This is a genomic window from Cetobacterium sp. ZWU0022 (genome assembly GCF_000800875.1).
Taxonomy (GTDB): Bacteria; Fusobacteriota; Fusobacteriia; order Fusobacteriales; family Fusobacteriaceae; genus Cetobacterium_A.
On record NZ_JRJZ01000085.1, the window covers coordinates 17,279 to 38,097 of the forward strand.

Consider the following 20,819-nt stretch of genomic DNA (forward strand, 5'->3'; position numbering starts at 1 on the left):
ATAATAATAACATTTTTTTTATAAAAAGTCAACAAAAAAAATGGGTTATAAACCCATTTTTTCGATAGAATTATTTATACAACTTTGAATGTAACTTCATCGTTATCATAACCAACTTCAATAGTTTCTCTTTCTTTAATTTCACCTTTTAAAATTATTTTCGCGATTTCAGTTTCGATATATTTTTGAATATATCTTCTAAGAGGTCTTGCACCAAATTGAGGATCATAAGCTGTTTTAGCTAAAAATTCAGCTGCTGAATCAGTTATACTAAAGTTTATTTTTCGTTCTTTTAATTTATTTTCAAGAGTTTTTAAAAGTTGTCGAACTATATTTTTAATTTCATCAATACCAAGGCCTTTAAATAGAATCGTTTCATCAATTCTATTTAGGAACTCAGGTCTAAAGTTAGCGAGCATCATTTGATTTATTTTTTCTCTAGTATGATTAGTAAGAGTTGGATCTTCTAAAATTAAATGGCTACCGATATTAGATGTCATAATGATTAAAGTATTTTTAAAATCAACAACTCGACCTTGTCCATCAGTTAATCTACCATCATCTAATACTTGAAGTAGAATATTGAATGTATCTGGATGAGCTTTCTCGATTTCATCAAACAATATTACAGAGTAAGGCTTTCTTCTAACAGCTTCAGTTAATTGTCCACCTTCTTCATATCCAACATACCCTGGAGGAGCACCAATCAATCTAGTTACAGAGAATTTATCCATATATTCACTCATATCAATTCGAAGTACATTCTCCTCATCATCAAACAAGAAGTATGCAAGAGATTTAGCTAGATATGTTTTTCCAACTCCAGTAGGCCCTAAAAACACAAATGAACCGATAGGTCTATTAGGATCTTTCAATCCTGCACGCGCTCTTAGAATTGTCTCAGAAACGGCTTTTACAGCTTCAGATTGTCCAATAACTTTAGCATTTAAATTATCTTCTAAGCTAAGAAGTTTTTCTTTTTCACTTTCCATAAGTTTAGAAAGAGGAATTCCAGTCCATTTTGAAATAATTTCAGATATTTCCTCGACACCAACCTCTTGTTTAACTAATCTATTCACAGGAGCTTCTTCAAGACGCTTTTGTTCTTCAATTAATTCTTTTTCAAGTGTTGCTAATTTTCCATATTTAAGTTCTGCTAATTTATTTAAATCGTATTTTCTTTCAGCTTCAAGAATTTCAAGTTTTACTTTTTCAATTTCAGATTTGATATCTTTAACTTTATTTAAATCTTGTTTTTCATTTTCCCACTGAGTTTTTAAAATTGATTTATTTTGAATTAAATTTGAAAGTTCTTTCTCTAAAATTTCAAGTCTTTCTTTAGAGTAAGGATCTGTTTCTTTTTTCAAAGCTTCTTTTTCAATTTCTAATTGCATAACTTTACGAGTTAGTTGATCCAACTCTTCAGGCATAGAATCCATTTCAGTTCTAATCATTGCAGCAGCCTCATCAATTAAGTCAATTGCCTTATCAGGAAGTTGTCTATCTGGAATATATCTATTGCTAAGTACAGCAGCTTCTACAATGGCTCCGTCAGCAATTCTTATTCCGTGATAAACTTCAAATTTTTCTTTAATTCCCCTTAAGATAGAGATAGTATCTTCAACACTCGGTTCATTAACCATAACGATTTGGAAACGTCTCTCAAGAGCAGGATCTTTTTCAATGTACTTTCTGTACTCATCTAAAGTTGTAGCTCCGATTACTCGAATCTCTCCTCTAGCAAGCATAGGTTTTAATAGATTTCCTGCATCCATTGCTCCATCAGTCTTACCAGCTCCAACAATAGTGTGAATCTCATCAATAAATAGAATAATTTCTCCATTCGAATCCTCAACTTCTTTTAAGACAGCTTTTAAACGTTCTTCGAATTCTCCTCTAAATTTAGCTCCAGCAATTAGAGATCCCATATCTAATGAGAAAACTTTTTTATTTTTTAAAGAATCAGGAACATCTCCATTTAAAATTCTTTGAGCAAATCCTTCTGCAATAGCTGTTTTCCCAACACCAGGTTCACCTATAAGAACTGGATTATTTTTAGTTCTTCTAGAAATAATTTGTATAGTTCTCCTAATTTCACCATCTCTTCCAATAATAGGATCTATCTTTCCTTTTCTAGCGAGTTCAACAAGATCTCTACCATACTTTTCTAAAACTTCATATTTAACTTCAGGATTAGGAGAATCGACCTTTTTATTTCCTCTTATTTCTAAAATAGTGCTTTTGAATAATGAAGCATTAATTCCTAAGTTATTCAGAAAAGAAGTTTTATCTAAAAGAGATAAAAAGATATGTTCAACACTTATGTAAGAATCGCCCATAGATTGCATCAATTTTTGTGCTTCAATAAGAATCTCATTAGTTTTTGTATCCACTCCAATTGAAGATGGAGTTCCTGAAACTTTAGGTAATTTGTTACAAAGTGCTTCTAAGGAGTTTTGTAAAGAGTTAGTATCAAGACCCATTTTAGTTAGAACTCTAACGATAAGTCCCTCTTTATGAGCAACAAGTGCTAAAGCCAAGAGTTCGGGCTTTATACTTTGCTGCATATAAGTTTGAGCAAGAGTTTGAGCATCAGTTAATGCTAACATAGAGTTTTCTGTAAAATTGTTTGGATTCATAAAATCACCTCATAATTATAAATTTTGCTTACTTTAAGCTGATTATTTTATCCTCTTCACCAATATCTTTAAGATGGTTATTTCTAACTATTTCAATAACTTCCATCATTTTTTTTTGAATATGGTCATACCCTACATCTTTTATATGGGGAAGGATACAGTCAGAGCAATCTTTAACTCCTCCTGCAGTATGTTTATACTTACCTCCACACTCATTTCCTAGCATATAAAGTGGGCAATAACAAAATAAACAGTTAAAATTCTCGGTATTCTCCATTTTGTGACATGGAAAAAATTCGCAGTTTTTATTTTGATTAAATTTGTAGTTCATAAGTACCTCCCAGAAAATTTTAAATCTATAATTTAAATATACTACTGTAGCAGGATTAAATCAAGTCAATAAAATAAAAAAATGGTCTAAATTCAAAATTTAGACCATTAAAAATCAAAACATATATTTTATTAATAAACTTCAGTAGCATTTTCAACAGGTTCGTTTAAAACTACTTTTATTGCTACAATAGCAACTTCAAGCTGTTCAAGATCAGGTTCTTTAGTTGTAATCTTTTGAAGAGCCATTCCAGGAGCTGCAATCATTCTGACAAAGGGATTATCAAGATGATTACTAGTATATCTTTGAAGTTCATAAGATATTCCTGCTATCAAAGGCATAAATAAGACTCTTAAAACCACTTTTGTAAGTAATTTTGTTGTAAAACTACTAGGTGGAGGTAGAATAAAATCTAAACCAGTAAAAACTATAATAGCTATAAACATAACTATTAAAAGGAAACTAGTTCCACATCTAGGATGCAAAGTTGTAAACTTTTTAGCATTTTCAGCTGTTAGTTCTAAATGTTGTTCATAAGCATAGATTGATTTATGTTCTGCACCATGATACTGAAAGACTCTTTGAATATCCTTTGAGAATGAAATCAAGAATATATAAAGAACAAAGAATGCAAGCCTTAATCCAGCCTCTAGAAGGTTACTATAAATTTTATTATCTTTAAATAAAAAACTACTTATAATAGAGGGAAGAACAATAAAAAGACCAATTCCCAAAGCTAAAGAAACAATGGTAGTCATTACAGCCTCTTTTTGAGACAGTTGCTCTTCTTCAACCTCAGCTTGATTAGCTGAGAAAGTAAGCTCTTTAACTCCTAAAACTAGAGAATCAAATAGGGTTATTGCACCTCTAAGAAAAGGAATTGTAGAAAGTTTGTTTCTACTTTTTGATATTTTTGTTTTTTTGTAAACGATTTCACCATTGGGTTTTCTAACAGCTGTAGCAAGAAGGTCTGCATTTCTCATCATAACTCCTTCAATAACTGCTTGTCCACCTACGCTCGAAAATTTTTCTTTACTCATTGTCACCATCCGTAATTAATTAGATTGTATTTTTATCATAAGGTTTTCCAGCAGCACTAGGTGCAACTGCTTTACCAACAACTCCAGCTAGAGCTAGAAGTGTTAATAAGTAAGGTATCATTTGGATAAATTGAGGTGGAATAAATGTAACATATTGTTGAATTACTGTTTGTGCAGCATCAGCAAATCCAAATAATAAACTTGCAAATAAAACTCCTTTTGGTTTCCACTTACCAAAAACAAGTGCGGCTAACGCAATGAATCCTCTTCCGGCAGACATCTCTTTAGAGAATTGGCTAAGAGCTCCAATTGCTAAGTATGTTCCACCAAGTCCAGCAAAGACTCCAGACATAACAACACCAAAATATCTAATTTTAGCAACGCTTATACCAACAGTATCAGCAGCTAAAGGATATTCTCCTACAGCTCTCATTCTAAGACCAGTAACTGTCTTGTAAAGGAAATAACCAGACCAAATAGCTAAACCATATATGATATAAATTAATATAGAGAAGTTAAATAGTAATGGTATTCTAGTTGCAGAAGGACTATTTGATGCTTGTTCAAATAGAACTCTTAACATGAAGATTGTAAATCCAGATGCGAAAAGATTTATCGCAACTCCAGAAACAGTTTGATTTCCTCTATACTTGATACTGATTATAGCATGAATTAGAGCAATCAATCCACCAGATATAGCACCAGCTAAAATTCCAAGAACCCAGCTTCCAGTGTAGTAAGAAACAACAGCTGAAGAGAATGCTCCAATAAGCATCATTCCTTCAAGACCTATATTAACAACTCCACAAACTTCTGAGAACATTCCACCAATTGCTGTAATAAGAATTGGAGCAGCCTGTCTGATTGTGGCTAAAATTAAACTTAAAATGATACTTACCATTACTCAGCTCCTCCTTTTGAACCTTTTTTCTCTAACCAAGATCTAATCATATTTTCAGCAGCAATTAATAAGATAATAATAGCTTGAATCATAATAACCATTTGACTAGGAATAGTTGTATTAAATTGCATAGCTCTTCCACCCACTCTAAGAGCAGCAAATAAAATTGCAGCCAGTAAAGCTCCGATAGGAGTATTTTTTCCAAGAAGAGCAACAGCAATTCCATCAAATCCGTAAGTAGCAGTTAGACCAGTTTTATAAGCGTATTGTCCAACTCCACCTAAAACTCTTTCAACTCCACCAAGTCCAGCTAAGAAACCAGAAATTCCTAAAGTTAAAAGAATAATTTTTTTTACGTTGATACCATTATTTTCAGCAGCAGTAGGATTGAAACCAACAGCTTTAATATGATAACCTAAAACTGTTTTTTCAAGTACAAACCAAACTACAAAAACAGCAACTAAAGCAATAATAAATCCATAGTTTAAAGGAACTCTAACATCTAATAATTTTCCTAATCTAGCAGATTCAATAACCGCAGGAGTTTGTGGATTGAATCCAGGAGCTTTAAGTGGATAATTTAAACAATATTGTTCAAAACTAACTGCGATATAGTTAAGCATTATAGTAGATATAACCTCATGAACTCCAAGTTTAGCTTTTAACCAACCAGCAACTGCAGCCCATAGGAAACCAGCTAATCCTCCAATAATTAATATAACAAACACATTACTTATAAATACATTAGCAACAAATCCTCCAACTGCGGCAGCAGCAAGTCCAGCCATAGTCATTTGTCCTTGAGCACCAATGTTAAACATACCACCCTTAAATGCAACTAAAACAGATAATCCTGTAAATATAAGAGGAGTTGCTTCTAAAAGTGTTCTAGCTATAGGAGTAAGACCATCAAAAGCTCCAGTAAATAAATAGTAGTATGCTTTTGTAGGACTTTCACCCATGTATAAAATTATACCTGCTCCAATTAGTAGTGCTAATATTACAGCTACAATAGGAACAAGGGCATTTAATATATTTTTGTTTTTAATCAAGTTTACCACCCGCCATAAGTATTCCAATTTTTTCTTCATTTGCTTCTTCTCTAGAAAGAATTCCAGTTATTTTACCCGCACACATAACTGCAATTTTATCTGAAAGATTTAAAATCTCAGATAGTTCTGATGAAACAACCATAACAGCTTTTCCTTTTTCTTTTTCATTAAGGATAAGTTTATGTATTGATTCAATAGCTCCGATATCAACTCCTCTAGTAGGTTGACCAGCTATAATAAGATTGTTGTTTTTCTTTTCTAACTCTCTAGCAACGATAATCTTTTGTTGATTTCCTCCAGATAGTCTACCAAAAGCAGTATCGACACTTCTAGGTCTAACATCATACTTTTCCATAAACATTTCAGCATCTTTTCTTAATTTGAAGAAATTAAGAAGACCAAATTTTGAATACTCATCTCTTTCAAGACCAAGAGCGAAGTTTTCCATAACACTAAATTGTGAAATAGCAGCTCTTTTATGTCTATCTTCAGGAATATGAGCCAATCCAAGTAAAGATATTTTTCTAGGAGTTTTTCTTTTTAAAATAACATTGTCAAGAATCATTTCACCTGAACAAGTTTCTCTCAATCCAGTTAAAGCTTCAACAAGTTCAGTTTGCCCACTTCCTTCAACACCGGCAATACCAAGTACTTCACCTTTTCTGATTTGGAATGAAGCATTTTCAACTTTCATAACTCCAAGATGATCTTTAACGCTAACATTCTTTACAGATAAAACAGTTTCCCCAATCTCAACTTCAGGTCTCTCTGTTGTGAATAGTACAGCTCTTCCAACCATTGCGTTAGCAATTTTTTCCTTTGTGGCATCCACAGTAGCAAAATTAGCAATATCTGCTCCTCTTCTAATAACTGTTATGTTATTAGAGATATCAAGAACTTCTTGTAGTTTATGAGAGATAAAGATAATAGTTTTTCCTTCGGCAATTAAGTTGTCCATGATTTTGTAAAGCTCTTTAATCTCTTGTGGAGTTAAAACAGCTGTAGGTTCATCGAAAACTAAAAGGTTTGCACCTTTGAAAAGAATCTTTAAAATTTCTACTCTTTGTTGCATTCCGATAGAAAGATCAGATACTAAAGCATCTGGATCTATAGCTAATCCATATTTTTTTGAAACCTCGATAACATCTTGTCTAGCTTTGTTAATATCTAAAGATAGACCTTTTTTAGGCTCAACACCTAAAATCATATTTTCAGCAACAGTTAAAGTTGGAACAAGCATAAAATGTTGATAAACCATTCCAATTCCTAACTCAGCAGCTTTACTAGGTGAATCTATTTGTACTTCCTTCCCGTGGTAAAATATTTTACCAGAAGTTGGAGTATAAAGACCATTTAACATTTTCATAAGTGTTGACTTACCTGCTCCATTTTCACCAACAATAGCGTGTTTTTCACCTTTTAAGATTTTTAAAGTGATATCGTCATTTGCGATAACTTTTCCATCTAAGAAAGTTTTTCTGATGTGTTGCATTTCTAAGATATAATTATTCACTTAGAATCCTCCCTAAATTTATTTCAATATTACGTTGTAAAAAATAACCTTTTAAAATTATATTATGTTATATAAAAGTAGTCAACTTTTTTTATTCCTCTCTTTTAATTACAACGAATGTGATATCATCATTTTGTTCACAACCATTCTGGAAGTTGTTAACTTCAGATAGTAACTTCTGTTTTATTTCTTTAGCTGAAAGAGATGAACTTTGAAGTAAGACATCTTTTAATCTATCTATTCCAAATAGCTCTTTATTAGTGTTTTCTGCTTCACTAATTCCATCTGTATAATAGATAACAATATCGCCAATATTTAATTTTATTTCTCCTTGTTTATAGTTGTAATCATCTAAAAATCCTATAGCAACACCTTTAACAGAATGAGTTTCAATAAGACCAGTAGTACTGTTGTAAACAACAAGCGGATTGTGTCCAGCGTTTGAATAAGTTAAGATTTTGCTATCGTAATCGTATTTGCTATGCATCATAGTTATAAACATATCTTCAGTTATATCAGGATAGATAAGTTTATTGAGTTTTTTAACATTACAGCAAGGTTCCTCACCTTGAAGTTCAAGTGTTTTTAATACTGAACGACCTAGTGCCATAAGGAAAGCAGCAGGAACTCCTTTTCCACTTACATCAGCAATAGTAATACTAAAAGTTTTTTCATTTAGAAGAGAGTAATCATAGTAATCTCCTCCAATCTCTTTAGCAGGTTCAAAGAAAGTAGCTACATCTAATCCTAAAACATTTTTAATCTTTTTAGGGATTATTCTTTTTTGAATTCTAGAAGCAACTTCAAGTTCTTGTGACATTCTTTCCTTAACAACTAAATCAGAGTATATTTGAGCATTATTTATTGCAATCGCAACTTGTATAGTTAGTGCAGAGATTGTCTCTTCGTCGCTTTTTATAAGTTTAGATTTGTCCTCTATTATAAAGATAACTCCAAGCTCTTTTCCTTTTACAGTAAGAGGGGATGCAATTATTTTTTCATCTGGTGTAATAGAGAAACCTTTTAAAATCTCGTTATAAACTTTTTTATAGTCTTTACGAGTAAATTGAGATAAAACCTCTTCAGGATAACTCAGTTCTCCTTTGAAGTGAATATCACCTTTAATTCTTTTGTTTAAAAGACGTCCTCCTTCCCATAAGTAAAGGGAGATTCTTTTAGCTCCTGTTAGAACAAAATAAGCGTCAAGAATAGTAGAGATTATTTTATCTAACTCCATTATAGACAAAACTGTTCTTGATAATGAATTGATATTTGATAAACTAGCAACTCTTTGCTCTAGAACTTGATTACTGTATTCAAGTTGTTTTGATTTTGTAAGTAAAGATTCATAAGTAACTTCAAGTTCCTTCTTATATTCCCGTAACTCTTCGATAGAATTATCAAGCTCTAAGTCTTGTTTTGTAATAGCTGTAGTAGCTCTTTCGTAGTCATTTTTTAAATCTTCAGATATATCAGTAAGGAACTCTTTACTTATAAAACTTTTTAAAATTTTACTTGTTTCTTCAAAGTTTTTCTTTTCAATTTTCTTCAAGATTAAAAAGAAAATAAAAAATAGAATAATAAAAGAGAAGTAGATAATCAATTACTTACCCTCCCATGTAGAGAATCTATTTTCAAGAGATTCTGTAGTATCATTTTTCGTCCAATCTTTTCTCTTCCAAGATAAAAGGTTAGAAACTGAGTTTGAGTCATTAGTAAGATTTTTTAACTCATCGAAAGATTTCACTAGTACCAAATTAGAGGTAAGTTCATAGTCATCAGTTGATAAATATTTATGGCTATTTCCTAAGAATAAAACCAATGAGTTAGGAAAAACTTTAAATCCAGAATTAACATCAGAATTTTTAAAGATAATACTTTTGTCTTCTAAAGAGTTAATATCTTGATTTGCATTTTTTATATAGACAGCTTTTTTATCATTTTCTGTCCAATCAGAATAAACAAAGTTTTTCTTAATTGAGTTGATGTTATCAACAATTGATTTTCTGCTCAATAAAATATCTTCCATTAATAAACTTTTATCAAGTTCTGTATAAAGGTAAGACGAGTTGTAAAGTGATTCATTATCTGTTAGTTTTAGTAATAAAAAATATTGTCTATTTAATAATTTTTGTGTTATACCAGCATTTTCAGGAACTTCAATACTAAAATCATTTAAAAAAGCTTTTTCCTCTGTACTCAAATCTTCTACAATTTTCATTCCAATAATCTCTTTGTCAAACCAACCAGTCTCTATAAGAGAACTAAAGTCTGTATCCATCTCTTTTGTAATAAGTAGATTAAGGTTATTTTTTTGAACGCTGTTAAGATTAGTTAAACTATTATTTAGGTTTTTTAAGAAATCAATTTTACCGTTATAATTATTTGGATATTCTAAAGAGATTAAATTAAAATTGTATTTCCCTCTAGAAATAGAGTTGTTGAATGTGATGTGTTGGCTTTGATCTTTTCTAGCAGAAAATTGTGAACAACCAACAAGTGTAATTAAAGAAAAAAGCAAAAGAATTTTTTTCATAATGTTAAATCATCTCCTTTATTTTTAAGGCTAGCTGTTTAGGAATAACTTTTTCTAATTCCTCTAAAGTTGCATTTTGAATTTGTTTTACCGAACCAAAAGTTTTTAAAAGAATCTCTTTTCTTTTTGGTCCAATACCAGGGATGTTATCTAACTGACTAGATATTACCCTTTTATTTCGTAGTAATCGATGATAAGTAACTCCAAATCTATGAGCTTCATCCCTGACTCTTTGTAGAATTTTTAAAGCTTCATCACTTTTCAAAAATATATATGGAGTATTTTCTGTATATTTATAAATTTCCTCTTCTTTTTTGGCAATACTTAAAAGTTCAGAAATTCCTCCTTTTCCGATATCTTCAAGAATTTGTCCGACAGCATTAATCTGGCCAAGACCACCATCTATTAAAATAGCATCTGGAAATTCTTCGACAGGTAATTTAGAGTAACGCCTTTCAATAACCTCTCTCATCATAGCGAAATCATCGGGGGTATCTTTAGTTGTAATTTTAAATTTTCGATAAAGTTTTTTTGCTTTTTTTCCTTCGACACTGACACTCATAGAAGCAACGGCATCTTTACCTTGGATATTTGATATATCAAAACATTCTATTTTAAATGGGAATCGTTTGAGATTAAGTTTCGTATATAAATCACTCAATCCTTTTTCAACAATAGTTTTTTTATTGTAAAAATTCTCGATATCTTTTTTTAGATTTAAAATCCCCATTTCTAAGAGTTCTCTTCTACGAGACTTTATTTTAGGGAAAAATAGAGATACTTTATGTTTAGAAATAGCTTCAAAGATAAAAGTTATATCTTTTTCAAGGTTAGCCATAGAATCTTCGAAAATTATATTTTTGGGAATAGGATACTTAGAGTAATAACTCATAATAGTATCTTCAATAATATCATCAAAAATAGTATTTTCTAAATTTATAGAGTGAAAGTTTTTTCCTAAGATTTTTCCTTCTCTAACGTTTAAAACACAAAGAAAAACTTTATTGTCTTCTAGAATAAGTGTAAAGATGTCCTCATCAATAGATGAAGTAGCCTCTGTTACTTGTTTTTGTATGTTGTTTTCAATCTCTTTTTTTTGTTCTCTGAACATAATAGCTTTTTCAAATTCCATATTTTCAGCAGCAGAGGTCATATTTTTTTCTAGTTTTTGAATTATTGATGTTGTGTTTCCTTTTAAAATTTCCTTCGCATCAGAAATATTTTCGCTATATTCATTTAAAATATTTTTATATTTACAAGGTCCGCTACAAAGGTTCATATAAAATTTAAGACAGGGTCTAGGATATATTTTTTCCATATCTCTATTGCAATCTCTAATTTTATAAAGTTTGGAAATAGTAGATTTTAAATTCCAAGCTCCAAAGGGAAATGGGCCAAAATAATCACCTAGATTTTGATTTAATTTTTTAGTAGTTCTAATGATTGAAATCTTAGGGAATCGTTCATCAGTAATTAAAATATAGGGATAAGTTTTTTCATCTTTTAAATTTATATTATATTTCGGAGAATATTTTTTTATCAAATTATTTTCTAAAATTAAAGCATCGATTTCAGAGTTACAAATAATAAAATCGATATCGTCGATATTTTTAACAAGCTCTTTAGTTTTTTCATCAGAGTGATCTCTATTGAAGTAAGAATTAACTCTTTTTGAAAGATTTTTAGCTTTTCCGACATATATAATTTTAGAGTTGTTTTTCATTAAGTATACTCCAGGATTGCTAGGAATCTCTTTATTAAAAACAGTAATCATAAGCTTACCAATTTCCTCTCTCTTTCTCTCTATGTATAGAGTAAATATTGATATCATCTAAACTGTTTAAATCTTTTTGAAGCCTTCTAACAAAAGAGACAGAACGATGTTTTCCACCGCTGCATCCAATGCCTATGGTAAGATGCCTTTTCTCATCTTTGATATATCCGGGGATAAGGAAAGTTATTAAATCTAAAATTTTAGAGTATAAAGCTTGTGCGGATTCAAAGCTCATAACGTAATCATAGACATCATCGTTAAATCCTGTTTTTTCTCGTAAATTTTCTAGATAATACGGATTAGGCAAAGTTCTTACATCAAAAATCATATCTGCATCGATAGGGACACCATGTTTAAATCCGAATGACTGAAGATGTATATTTAATAAAATATTTTTAGAGAAAGAAGCTACAGCCATCTCTATTTTTCTAGATAACTCCTTAGCGGTTAAAAAGCTCGTATCGACAATCATATTGGCTTTATCTTTGATATCTTCCATAAGATATATTTCATCTTCAATACTTTGTAGTAGAGTATCCTTAGTCAAGGGGTGTTTCCTTCTTGTAAGATTGTATCTGTTCAATATAGATTGAGTTGAAGCTTCTAGAAATATTATTTTATAGTCAATTTCAAGATTATCAATCTCATTAAAAAAAGTATCAAAATCGTTTGCGTCAATTATTGTTCTGATATCAAGACCCAGGGCTATTCTTTTAACGCTACTATCTTTACTAGAAGTTTGTAGGTCTTTTAAAATCAATCCGGCAAATCTGAAAGGGATATTGTCCATTGTGAAAAATCCTAGATCCTCTAAAGTTTTTAAACCTGTTGACTTTCCAGAGCCACTAAGTCCAGTTAAAATAATCAACTCCATTATAATTCCTCCAAATATAGTTTACTTTATTATACAATAATCTAAATTAAAATTATATAAAAAAATAAAAAAAGGATAGGTAAATGACCTATCCAAAAATAAGTGAAATTAAAGTAAATTTATTTTAGAGATGCTATCTCTGATTAGGTTCAAATCAACAAACCTAAATTCTTCTAAAGATATGTCTGACTGCTCTTCTTTAGGAGTGAAACTAACTTTTTTAACAATATCTAAAACTCCAAGAATAATTTTAATAGAGTGAGAGTTATCTTCAATTTGTTTATTTGTTATTAGTATTGATTTAAAAGGATTGTCTTGATTTTCTAAATTATATAGAATAGGATCACTTAGAAGCCTATGACCTTCAAGACATTTTTGTTCTATGTAATTCAATACTTGGTTGATATTGTGGTTCTCTAAGTAAATTACATTATCTGTTTCTTTGAAGAAATTAAAAACTTTATTGTTATTTGTAATGATTTTATAATCCATAAAAAACCTCCTGCTTTTTTGAATAGAATTTTCAGTAGTAATATTACAACGTAAACGGCAATATATCAAGAGTAAAAAAATAAAAATTGACAAGTTTTTAATTTTAGTATATACTTTTTCTCAGAGCAAAAAAAAGGAGGGTGAAATATGGTTTACAAAAATGACACAAGAGTTAGACAGAAACAGAAAAACTATTTGTTATTTTTAGATTTATTTATTTCATTTTCTAATAATTTATTTATATTTTTTAATTTTTTAGTTTTTAATTTTAATATTAATATAGACAAGGAATATGATTTTCATATTCCTTTTTTTATGCAAAAAATTTAGGAGGTAAAAAATGAAGGGGAAGTTAATTCTTGAAAACGGAATGAGTTTCGATGGAAAAATTTTTGGAGAGCTAGGTGAAAGTGTAGGAGAACTTGTTTTTAACACGGGAATGACAGGTTACCAAGAATTACTAACAGATCCATCATACTATGGACAGATTGTTGTTATGACTTATCCGATGGTAGGAAACTACGGAATTAATTTAGAGGATATGGAATCAAACGGAATCAAATTAAAGGGGTTTATCATCAAAGAGGATGCAAAACTTCCAAATAACTTCAGATGTGAGATGACTTTAGATGGTTTCCTAAGACAATATAAAGTTGTTGGATTTAAAGGAGTAGATACAAGACATCTTACTAAAATCATAAGAGAAGAGGGAGCTATGAAGGCTCTAATAACATCAAAGGATTTAACTCAAAAAGAGATTGATGAGCATTTTGCTAAGTTTAGTAATAAAGATGCAGTAGAGCAAGTTAGTACTAAAGAGAAGTATGAGATTCCGGGACCAGGAAAAAGAATTGGGGTAATTGATTTTGGAGTTAAAAAGAATATACTTAGATCTTTCGAGGCAAGAGGAGTTCACCAAATCGTTTTCCCTTGGAATGTGACAGCTGAAGAGCTATTATCTCATGATTTAGACGCAGTGTTCTTATCGAATGGACCAGGGGATCCTGCAGAATTAACTGGTGTTATTAATGAAATCAAAAAATTAGTAGGGAAATTACCAATTGTTGGAATATGTTTAGGACATCAACTGTTAGCTTGGGCTTTAGGTGGGACTACAAAAAAATTAAAATATGGACATAGAGGATGTAATCATCCAGTAAAAGACTTAGAGAAGAATAGAATATTTATAACTTCTCAAAATCACGGATATGTTGTAGATAAAGTTCCTGATTCAATGAAAGTTACACATATAAACTTAAATGATAACTCAATTGAAGGAATGAGAAGTGAAGAACACAGAATACTGTGTGTTCAATATCATCCAGAGGCATGGCCAGGACCAGCTGATTCAGAATATTTATTTGATGATTTCTTAGCAGTAATAGAGGGATAAAATTTTAAGATTTTTAGTAGAGTTTTCAGGAGGCGTATATAAATGTTAGATAAATCGATAAAAAAGACACTAGTAATAGGATCAGGACCAATCATAATAGGACAAGCAGCAGAGTTTGACTATTCGGGAACACAAGCGTGTGAAACATTGAAAAAAGAGGGAATTGAAGTTGTACTAATAAACTCAAACCCAGCGACAATAATGACTGATAAAGCTGTTGCAGACAGAATATATATAGAGCCAATTACAGCAGAGTTTGTTGAGAAGGTAATCGCTAAAGAGAGACCGGACTCAATATTAGCTGGAATGGGGGGACAAACAGCGTTAAATATGGCTGTTGAATTAAACGATAAAGGAATCCTTGAAAAATATGGAGTGAGAGTTATCGGAACAACTGTTGAATCTATAAAAAGAGGAGAAGACAGAGAGTTATTTAGAGAAGCTATGGACAAAATTGGAGAACCAACTATTGAAAGTAGAATAGTTGAAGATCTAGAGACAGGATTTAGAGTAGCTAGAGAGATTGGATATCCAGTTGTTGTAAGACCGGCTTATACTCTTGGAGGAACTGGAGGGGGAATTGCAGATAATCCTCAAGAGTTAGAAGATATTCTATTAAAAGGATTAAAACTGTCAAGAGTTGGACAAGTTTTAATTGAAAAATCAATCTTAGGTTGGAAAGAGGTTGAGTACGAAGTAATTAGAGATAAGGATGGAAACTGTATTACAGTTTGTAATATGGAAAATATAGATCCAGTTGGAATACATACTGGAGATTCTATAGTTGTGGCACCATCACAAACTCTATCAGATAGAGAGTATCAAATGCTAAGAACTTCAGCATTAAAGATAATAAACGAAATTGGAGTTGTAGGAGGATGTAATGTACAGTTTGCTCTACACCCAAAATCATTCGAATATGCAATTATAGAGATCAACCCAAGAGTTTCAAGATCATCAGCACTAGCTTCAAAAGCTACAGGTTATCCAATAGCTAGAGTTGCTACAAGATTATCTTTAGGATATACGTTAGATGAAGTTGTAAATGAAGTTACTGGAAAAACATTCGCATGTTTCGAACCAGCATTAGACTATATTGTTGTGAAGATTCCAAAGTGGCCATTTGATAAATTTAAGAAGGCTAATAAGAGATTGGGAACAAAAATGATGGCAACTGGTGAGGTTATGGCTATCGGAAATAACTTTGAAGCAGCTTTCCTAAAGGGATTAAGATCTCTAGAGATTGGAAGATATAACTTAGAGCATCCAGTTGTTGAAAAGATGTCTATGGAGGAATTAAAAGAGGTTGTTGTAAGACCAGATGATGAAAGAATATTCGTTGTTGCAGAGATGTTAAGAAGAGGATATGTAAAAGAGAAATTACAAAAACTAACTGGAATTGATAAATTCTTTATGGAAAAGTTAGAGTGGCTTGTAAGACAAGAAGAGTTAATGAAAAAGATGGAACTTAAAGATTTAGATGAAAAGTTCTTGAAAAATGCAAAGAAAAAAGGATTCTCAGATAAAGGAATAGCTCAACTACTAAATGTGACTGAGCAGGATATAGCTAGAAAGAGAAGAGATTATGGAATAAAACCAGTGTATAAAATGGTTGATACGTGTGCTGGAGAGTTCGCAGCAGATTCATCATACTTCTACTCAACTTATGATCAATTTGATGAAGTTGATGTAACTGATAACAAGAAAGTAATAGTTATTGGATCGGGACCGATTAGAATAGGACAAGGAATTGAATTTGACTACTGTACAGTTCATTCGATAAAAACTTTAAGAAATATGGGAATTGAAAGTATCATTATAAATAATAACCCTGAAACAGTTTCAACAGACTTCTCAACAGCAGATAGATTATACTTTGAGCCATTAGTAACGGAAGATGTTATGAATATAATCGATAAAGAGAAACCTGCAGGAGTAATTATTCAATTCGGAGGACAAACAGCAATAAAATTAGCGAATGACCTTAGAGATAGAGGAGTTACAATTTTAGGAACTTCAGCTGAGATGGTAGATGCAGCAGAGGATAGAGAAAAGTTTGAAGATATAATGGAGAAGTTAGATATAAAGAGACCTAAAGGAAGAGCTGTATGGGAAGTAGAAGCAGGAAAGAAGATAGCTGCAGAAGTTCAATACCCAGTTTTAGTAAGACCATCTTACGTTTTAGGTGGACAAGGGATGGAAATTTGTCATGATGAATACAACCTTGTTAACTATTTAAAAGCTTCATTTGAAAGAGATCCTGAAAATCCAGTGCTGATAGATAAATATTTAAATGGAATCGAAGTAGAAGTAGATGCTATCTGTGATGGAGACGACATTTTAATACCAGGGGTTATGGAACATTTAGAGAGAGCTGGGATTCACTCTGGAGACTCAATAACAATATATCCTCCGCAAAATTTATATGAGGGAACAGAGCAAAAAATTGAGGAGATTACTAGAAAAATAGCTAAAGAGCTAAAAATTAAAGGTATGATGAATATTCAGTTTATAGCTTATGAAAATGAGTTGTATGTGATAGAGGTTAACCCAAGATCTTCAAGAACAGTTCCTTATATAGCAAAAATATCAGGTGTACCTGTAATTGATATAGCAACAAAAGTAATTATGGGAGAAAAGTTGAAAAATTTAAGTTTTGGAACTGGAATCTATAAAAAACCATCAGTTGTTGCAGTTAAAGTACCTGTGTTCTCGACAGAAAAATTATCAGGAGTAGAAGTTTCGTTAGGACCAGAGATGAAGTCTACAGGAGAGGTTTTAGGAGTTGGACATACAGCGGATGAAGCAATCTTTAAAGGTCTTTTAGGAGGAGGAAGAGTTCAAAACGTAAGAAATAGAAAAGTTCTTCTAACAATAAGAGATAAGGATAAAGATGAATTCTTACCGGTTGCAAAATCATTAAAAGATTTAGGATGTCAATTGTTTGCAACGGAAGGAACTCAAAAATATCTTGCTGAAAATGGAATTGAAGCAACAGCAGTAAGAAAAATAAATGAAGAGTCTCCTAATATCTTAGATTTACTAAAAAATAGAGAAGTAGATTTATTAATCAATACACCAACGAAAGCAAACGACGCTCAAAGAGATGGATTCAAAATAAGAAGAACAGCGATTGAATATGGTGTAGAGGTGCTAACTTCAATAGATACATTAAATGCGATAATAAAAGTTCAAGAGTTAAATGTAGATAAGATGGATTTAGATATATTTGATATCGCTCAAATATAAATCTGTTGACAAAACTTTTGAAAAAGTATACACTTGAGAAAAGAATAATTTAAAAATATACTCAAAGGGAGTAGTCAAAAGTATAATATCAACATCTCGATTGCAAAAATCTGGTATTATACACCTAAAAATGGTGACAAGACTTTTAGTGTAGGTTTTAACCTACACTGAAAGTCTTTTTTTTATTTTTAAAATGAAAATAGAATCGTAGTTAGTAAAATAATTTAAAATATAAGAGTTTGAAGGAGGGTTTTTATGAGAGAGTTTTATTCTAAAAGTAAAGATGAGATAATGGGATATTTTGATACATCTGAGCAAGGATTGAAAGTCAAAGATTTAGAAAAATTAAGAGAGGAATATGGAAGTAACGAATTAAACAGTAAAGAGAAAAAAGGTGCGTTTATAGTTTTTTTAGAGCAATTTAAAGATTTTTTAGTCATTATTCTTTTAGTAGCAGCGGCAATATCTTTTATTTCAGGAAATAAAGAGAGTACGATAGTTATTTTAGCGGTTATAACAATGAATGCGATTTTGGGAACAGTTCAGCATATGAAAGCTGAAAAATCATTAGAAAGTTTAAAAAAGATGTCCTCTCCAAAAGCGAAGGTTATAAGAGATGGACAAAAGCAAGAGATTGATTCAAGCGAGTTGTTACCTGGTGATATTGTTCTTATAGAAGCCGGAGATGTTGTTCCAAGTGATGCTAGGATATTAGAATCATATTCGCTTATGGTAAATGAGAGCTCTTTAACTGGGGAATCTGAAAGTGTTGAGAAGATATCTGAAGTATTAGATGAGGGAAATCTAACTGTAGGTGATCAAAAAAATATGGTTTTTTCAGGAAGTTTAGTAACTTATGGTAGAGCGAAGTTAGTGGTAACATCGATAGGAATGAAAACTGAACTGGGAAAAATTGCGGCTTTGCTAGATGAGACAGAGGATGCAACGACACCGTTACAGAAATCTTTAGAAAAATTTGGTCACAAACTATCAATAGCCATAATAGTACTTTGCATTGTTGTATTTTTTATGAGTATTGCAAGGGGTATAAATATACTTGACTCGTTGATGTTTGCAGTAGCACTAGCAGTAGCAGCCATTCCTGAAGCTCTTGGTTCGATTGTAACGATAGTTTTAGCGATAGGAACTCAAAAGATGGCAAAAGAGAATGCAATTATAAAAAAATTACATTCAGTTGAATCTTTAGGGTGTGTTTCTGTAATCTGCTCTGATAAAACAGGGACTCTTACTCAAAATAAAATGACTGTAAAAAACTTATTTGTAGATGGAAAAGTGGTGGATGCGGAGAGTATAAAGATAGATTCTAAGATTGAAATGGGATTATTAAGAGCGGCCATACTTTGTAGTGATGCTGTAAATGTAAATGGTCAAGAGATTGGGGACCCAACGGAGATTGCGCTTGTTAATATAGGGCATAAATATAATATGATAGAAACAGAGGTTAGAAAAGAGTATTTAAGATTGAAAGAGTTGCCGTTTGATTCTGATAGAAAAATGATGAGTACTTTAAATAGAATAGAGGAGAGAGATTATCTAATAACAAAAGGAGCTCCAGATATTATAATTGATAAAGCTAAGTATATATTGAGAGAAGATGGTGAGATAGAATTAGTAGAAACAAAAGATATAGAGGATATAAAAAGAGCAAATGTAAAATTTGCTGAATCAGGACTTAGAGTTTTAGCTTTTGGAATGAAAGAGATTGGTGTCGATCGTGAATTAGAATTTGAAGATGAAAATGAGTTTATCTTTATCGGTTTGATAAGTATGATTGATCCACCAAGAGAAGAATCTAAAGTTGCTGTTCAAAATTGTATTAGAGCAGGAATAAAACCTGTTATGATAACAGGTGATTATAAAGTTACAGCTAAAGCGATAGCAAAAGAGATTGGTATTTATAAAGATGGAGATGAAACTTTAAATGGAGCAGAAGTTGAACAAATGACAGATGAAGAGTTATTGCAACATGTTGAAAGAATCTCTGTATATGCAAGAGTATCACCGGAACATAAGATAAGAATAGTCTCAGCTTGGCAGAAGTTAGGGAAAATTTGTGCTATGACAGGAGATGGTGTAAATGATGCGCCGGCTTTAAAAAAGGCAGATGTAGGAATAGCAATGGGAATAACAGGAACAGAGGTTTCTAAAGATGCTGCTTCGATGATATTAACTGATGATAATTTTTCAACTATAGTGAAGTCGGTTGTAACTGGAAGAAATCTTTATGCAAATATAAAAAACTCAATAAGATTTTTATTGTCTGGGAATACAGCTGGAATATTGGCGGTATTTTATGCTTCATTAATGGGATTGCCAGTAATATTTGCTCCGGTACATCTTTTATTTATAAATCTTTTAACTGATAGTTTACCTGCGATAGCAATCGGTATGGAGCCATCACAGGGAAATGTTTTGGATGAAAAACCAAGAGAAGCGGGAGCTCCGTTGTTAGATAAACAATTATCAAGTAGAATTTTGATGGAGGGAGCATTAATTGCAATTGTAACAATGATTGCTTTTTATTTAGGGTTTGTTAAAGGGGATGCTGGATTGGGAAGTACAATGGCATTTTCAACATTGTGTTTGGGTAGATTGTTCCATGGATTTAATTGTAGAGGAAATGGATCGATTCTTAGACTGGGTTTAACAAAGAATATGTTTAGTGTATATGCGTTTTTATTAGGAACAGCTTTCTTATACAGTGTATTGATTATTCCAGCTTTCCACGATATGTTTGCAGTATCAGATTTAACTCTTATGAATTTCTTGGAAATGACAGTATTGGCGTTTGTTCCAACGTTAATAATACAAATTTTGAAATTTATGAAATATGATAGATAAAAAAAGGTCACCTTTAGGGTGACCTTTTTTTTAAAAGGATATTATAAATAAAAAAAACACTCATTAAGAGTGTTTAAGCTTCTAAATGGTGCCTAGAAAAGGATTCGAACCTTCGACCGCCCGGGTATGAACCGGGTGCTCTAGCCAACTGAGCTATCTAGGC

Annotated in this window: 14 protein-coding genes and 1 tRNA gene; 3 read left to right on the forward strand and 12 right to left on the reverse strand. The window is 31.4% G+C overall.

Annotated elements, in window-relative coordinates; genetic code table 11:
- Nucleotides 1–74 precede the first annotated feature (74 nt).
- From clpB to L988_RS07510, 11 genes are all read right to left on the reverse strand, one after another.
- Nucleotides 75–2,639 (reverse strand): ATP-dependent chaperone ClpB, encoded by a 2,565-nt coding sequence (clpB, locus tag L988_RS07460; protein WP_047383049.1) that lies wholly within the window; start codon nucleotides 2,637–2,639, stop codon nucleotides 75–77.
- Nucleotides 2,640–2,667: 28 nt separating this feature from the next.
- On the reverse strand, nucleotides 2,668–2,970 hold the full coding sequence (locus tag L988_RS07465; protein WP_047383051.1) for a cysteine-rich small domain-containing protein: 303 nt from the start codon (nucleotides 2,968–2,970) through the stop codon (nucleotides 2,668–2,670).
- 131 nt (nucleotides 2,971–3,101) lie between these two features.
- On the reverse strand, nucleotides 3,102–4,010 hold the full coding sequence (locus L988_RS07470) for a DUF1385 domain-containing protein (RefSeq protein WP_047383053.1): 909 nt from the start codon (nucleotides 4,008–4,010) through the stop codon (nucleotides 3,102–3,104).
- A 19-nt stretch (nucleotides 4,011–4,029) separates the two neighbouring features.
- Nucleotides 4,030–4,911, reverse strand: coding sequence for an ABC transporter permease (locus L988_RS07475; protein ID WP_047383054.1), 882 nt, complete (start codon nucleotides 4,909–4,911; stop codon nucleotides 4,030–4,032).
- Complete coding sequence (locus L988_RS07480; RefSeq protein ID WP_047383056.1) at nucleotides 4,911–5,963, reverse strand: ABC transporter permease; 1,053 nt, start codon at nucleotides 5,961–5,963, stop codon at nucleotides 4,911–4,913. Before L988_RS07480 ends, L988_RS07475 begins: the two co-directional genes overlap by 1 nt.
- A complete protein-coding gene (locus tag L988_RS07485) occupies nucleotides 5,956–7,476 on the reverse strand; it encodes an ABC transporter ATP-binding protein (protein WP_081982730.1) in 1,521 nt (506 codons plus the stop codon). The genes L988_RS07480 and L988_RS07485 overlap by 8 nt, the downstream gene beginning before the upstream one ends.
- A 91-nt stretch (nucleotides 7,477–7,567) precedes the next feature.
- Nucleotides 7,568–9,079 (reverse strand): PP2C family protein-serine/threonine phosphatase, encoded by a 1,512-nt coding sequence (locus L988_RS07490; RefSeq protein ID WP_047383058.1) that lies wholly within the window; start codon nucleotides 9,077–9,079, stop codon nucleotides 7,568–7,570.
- Nucleotides 9,080–10,012, reverse strand: coding sequence for a hypothetical protein (locus tag L988_RS07495; protein ID WP_047383061.1), 933 nt, complete (start codon nucleotides 10,010–10,012; stop codon nucleotides 9,080–9,082).
- Nucleotides 10,013–10,016: 4 nt separating this feature from the next.
- On the reverse strand, nucleotides 10,017–11,843 hold the full coding sequence (gene uvrC / locus L988_RS07500; protein WP_369798249.1) for an excinuclease ABC subunit UvrC: 1,827 nt from the start codon (nucleotides 11,841–11,843) through the stop codon (nucleotides 10,017–10,019).
- Entirely contained in the window at nucleotides 11,791–12,660 is an 870-nt protein-coding gene (gene rapZ / locus L988_RS07505; RefSeq protein WP_047383063.1) for an RNase adapter RapZ, read from the reverse strand. Before rapZ ends, uvrC begins: the two co-directional genes overlap by 53 nt.
- Before the next feature lie 108 nt (nucleotides 12,661–12,768).
- Nucleotides 12,769–13,152 (reverse strand): GrdX family protein, encoded by a 384-nt coding sequence (locus L988_RS07510; RefSeq protein WP_047383065.1) that lies wholly within the window; start codon nucleotides 13,150–13,152, stop codon nucleotides 12,769–12,771.
- Nucleotides 13,153–13,492: 340 nt separating this feature from the next.
- Here L988_RS07510 and L988_RS07520 point away from each other — a divergent pair, with 340 nt between their 5' ends.
- From L988_RS07520 to L988_RS07530, 3 genes are all read left to right on the forward strand, one after another.
- A complete protein-coding gene (locus tag L988_RS07520) occupies nucleotides 13,493–14,545 on the forward strand; it encodes a carbamoyl phosphate synthase small subunit (RefSeq protein WP_047383068.1) in 1,053 nt (350 codons plus the stop codon).
- 42 nt (nucleotides 14,546–14,587) lie between these two features.
- Entirely contained in the window at nucleotides 14,588–17,794 is a 3,207-nt protein-coding gene (gene carB, locus L988_RS07525; protein ID WP_047383070.1) for a carbamoyl-phosphate synthase large subunit, read from the forward strand.
- 255 nt (nucleotides 17,795–18,049) lie between these two features.
- Nucleotides 18,050–20,656 carry a cation-translocating P-type ATPase gene (locus L988_RS07530; RefSeq protein ID WP_047383071.1) on the forward strand — a complete coding sequence of 869 codons (2,607 nt, stop codon included), beginning with the start codon at nucleotides 18,050–18,052 and terminating at the stop codon, nucleotides 20,654–20,656.
- Nucleotides 20,657–20,742: 86 nt separating this feature from the next.
- Here L988_RS07530 and L988_RS07535 read toward each other — a convergent pair.
- Nucleotides 20,743–20,819 (reverse strand) — tRNA-Met (locus L988_RS07535).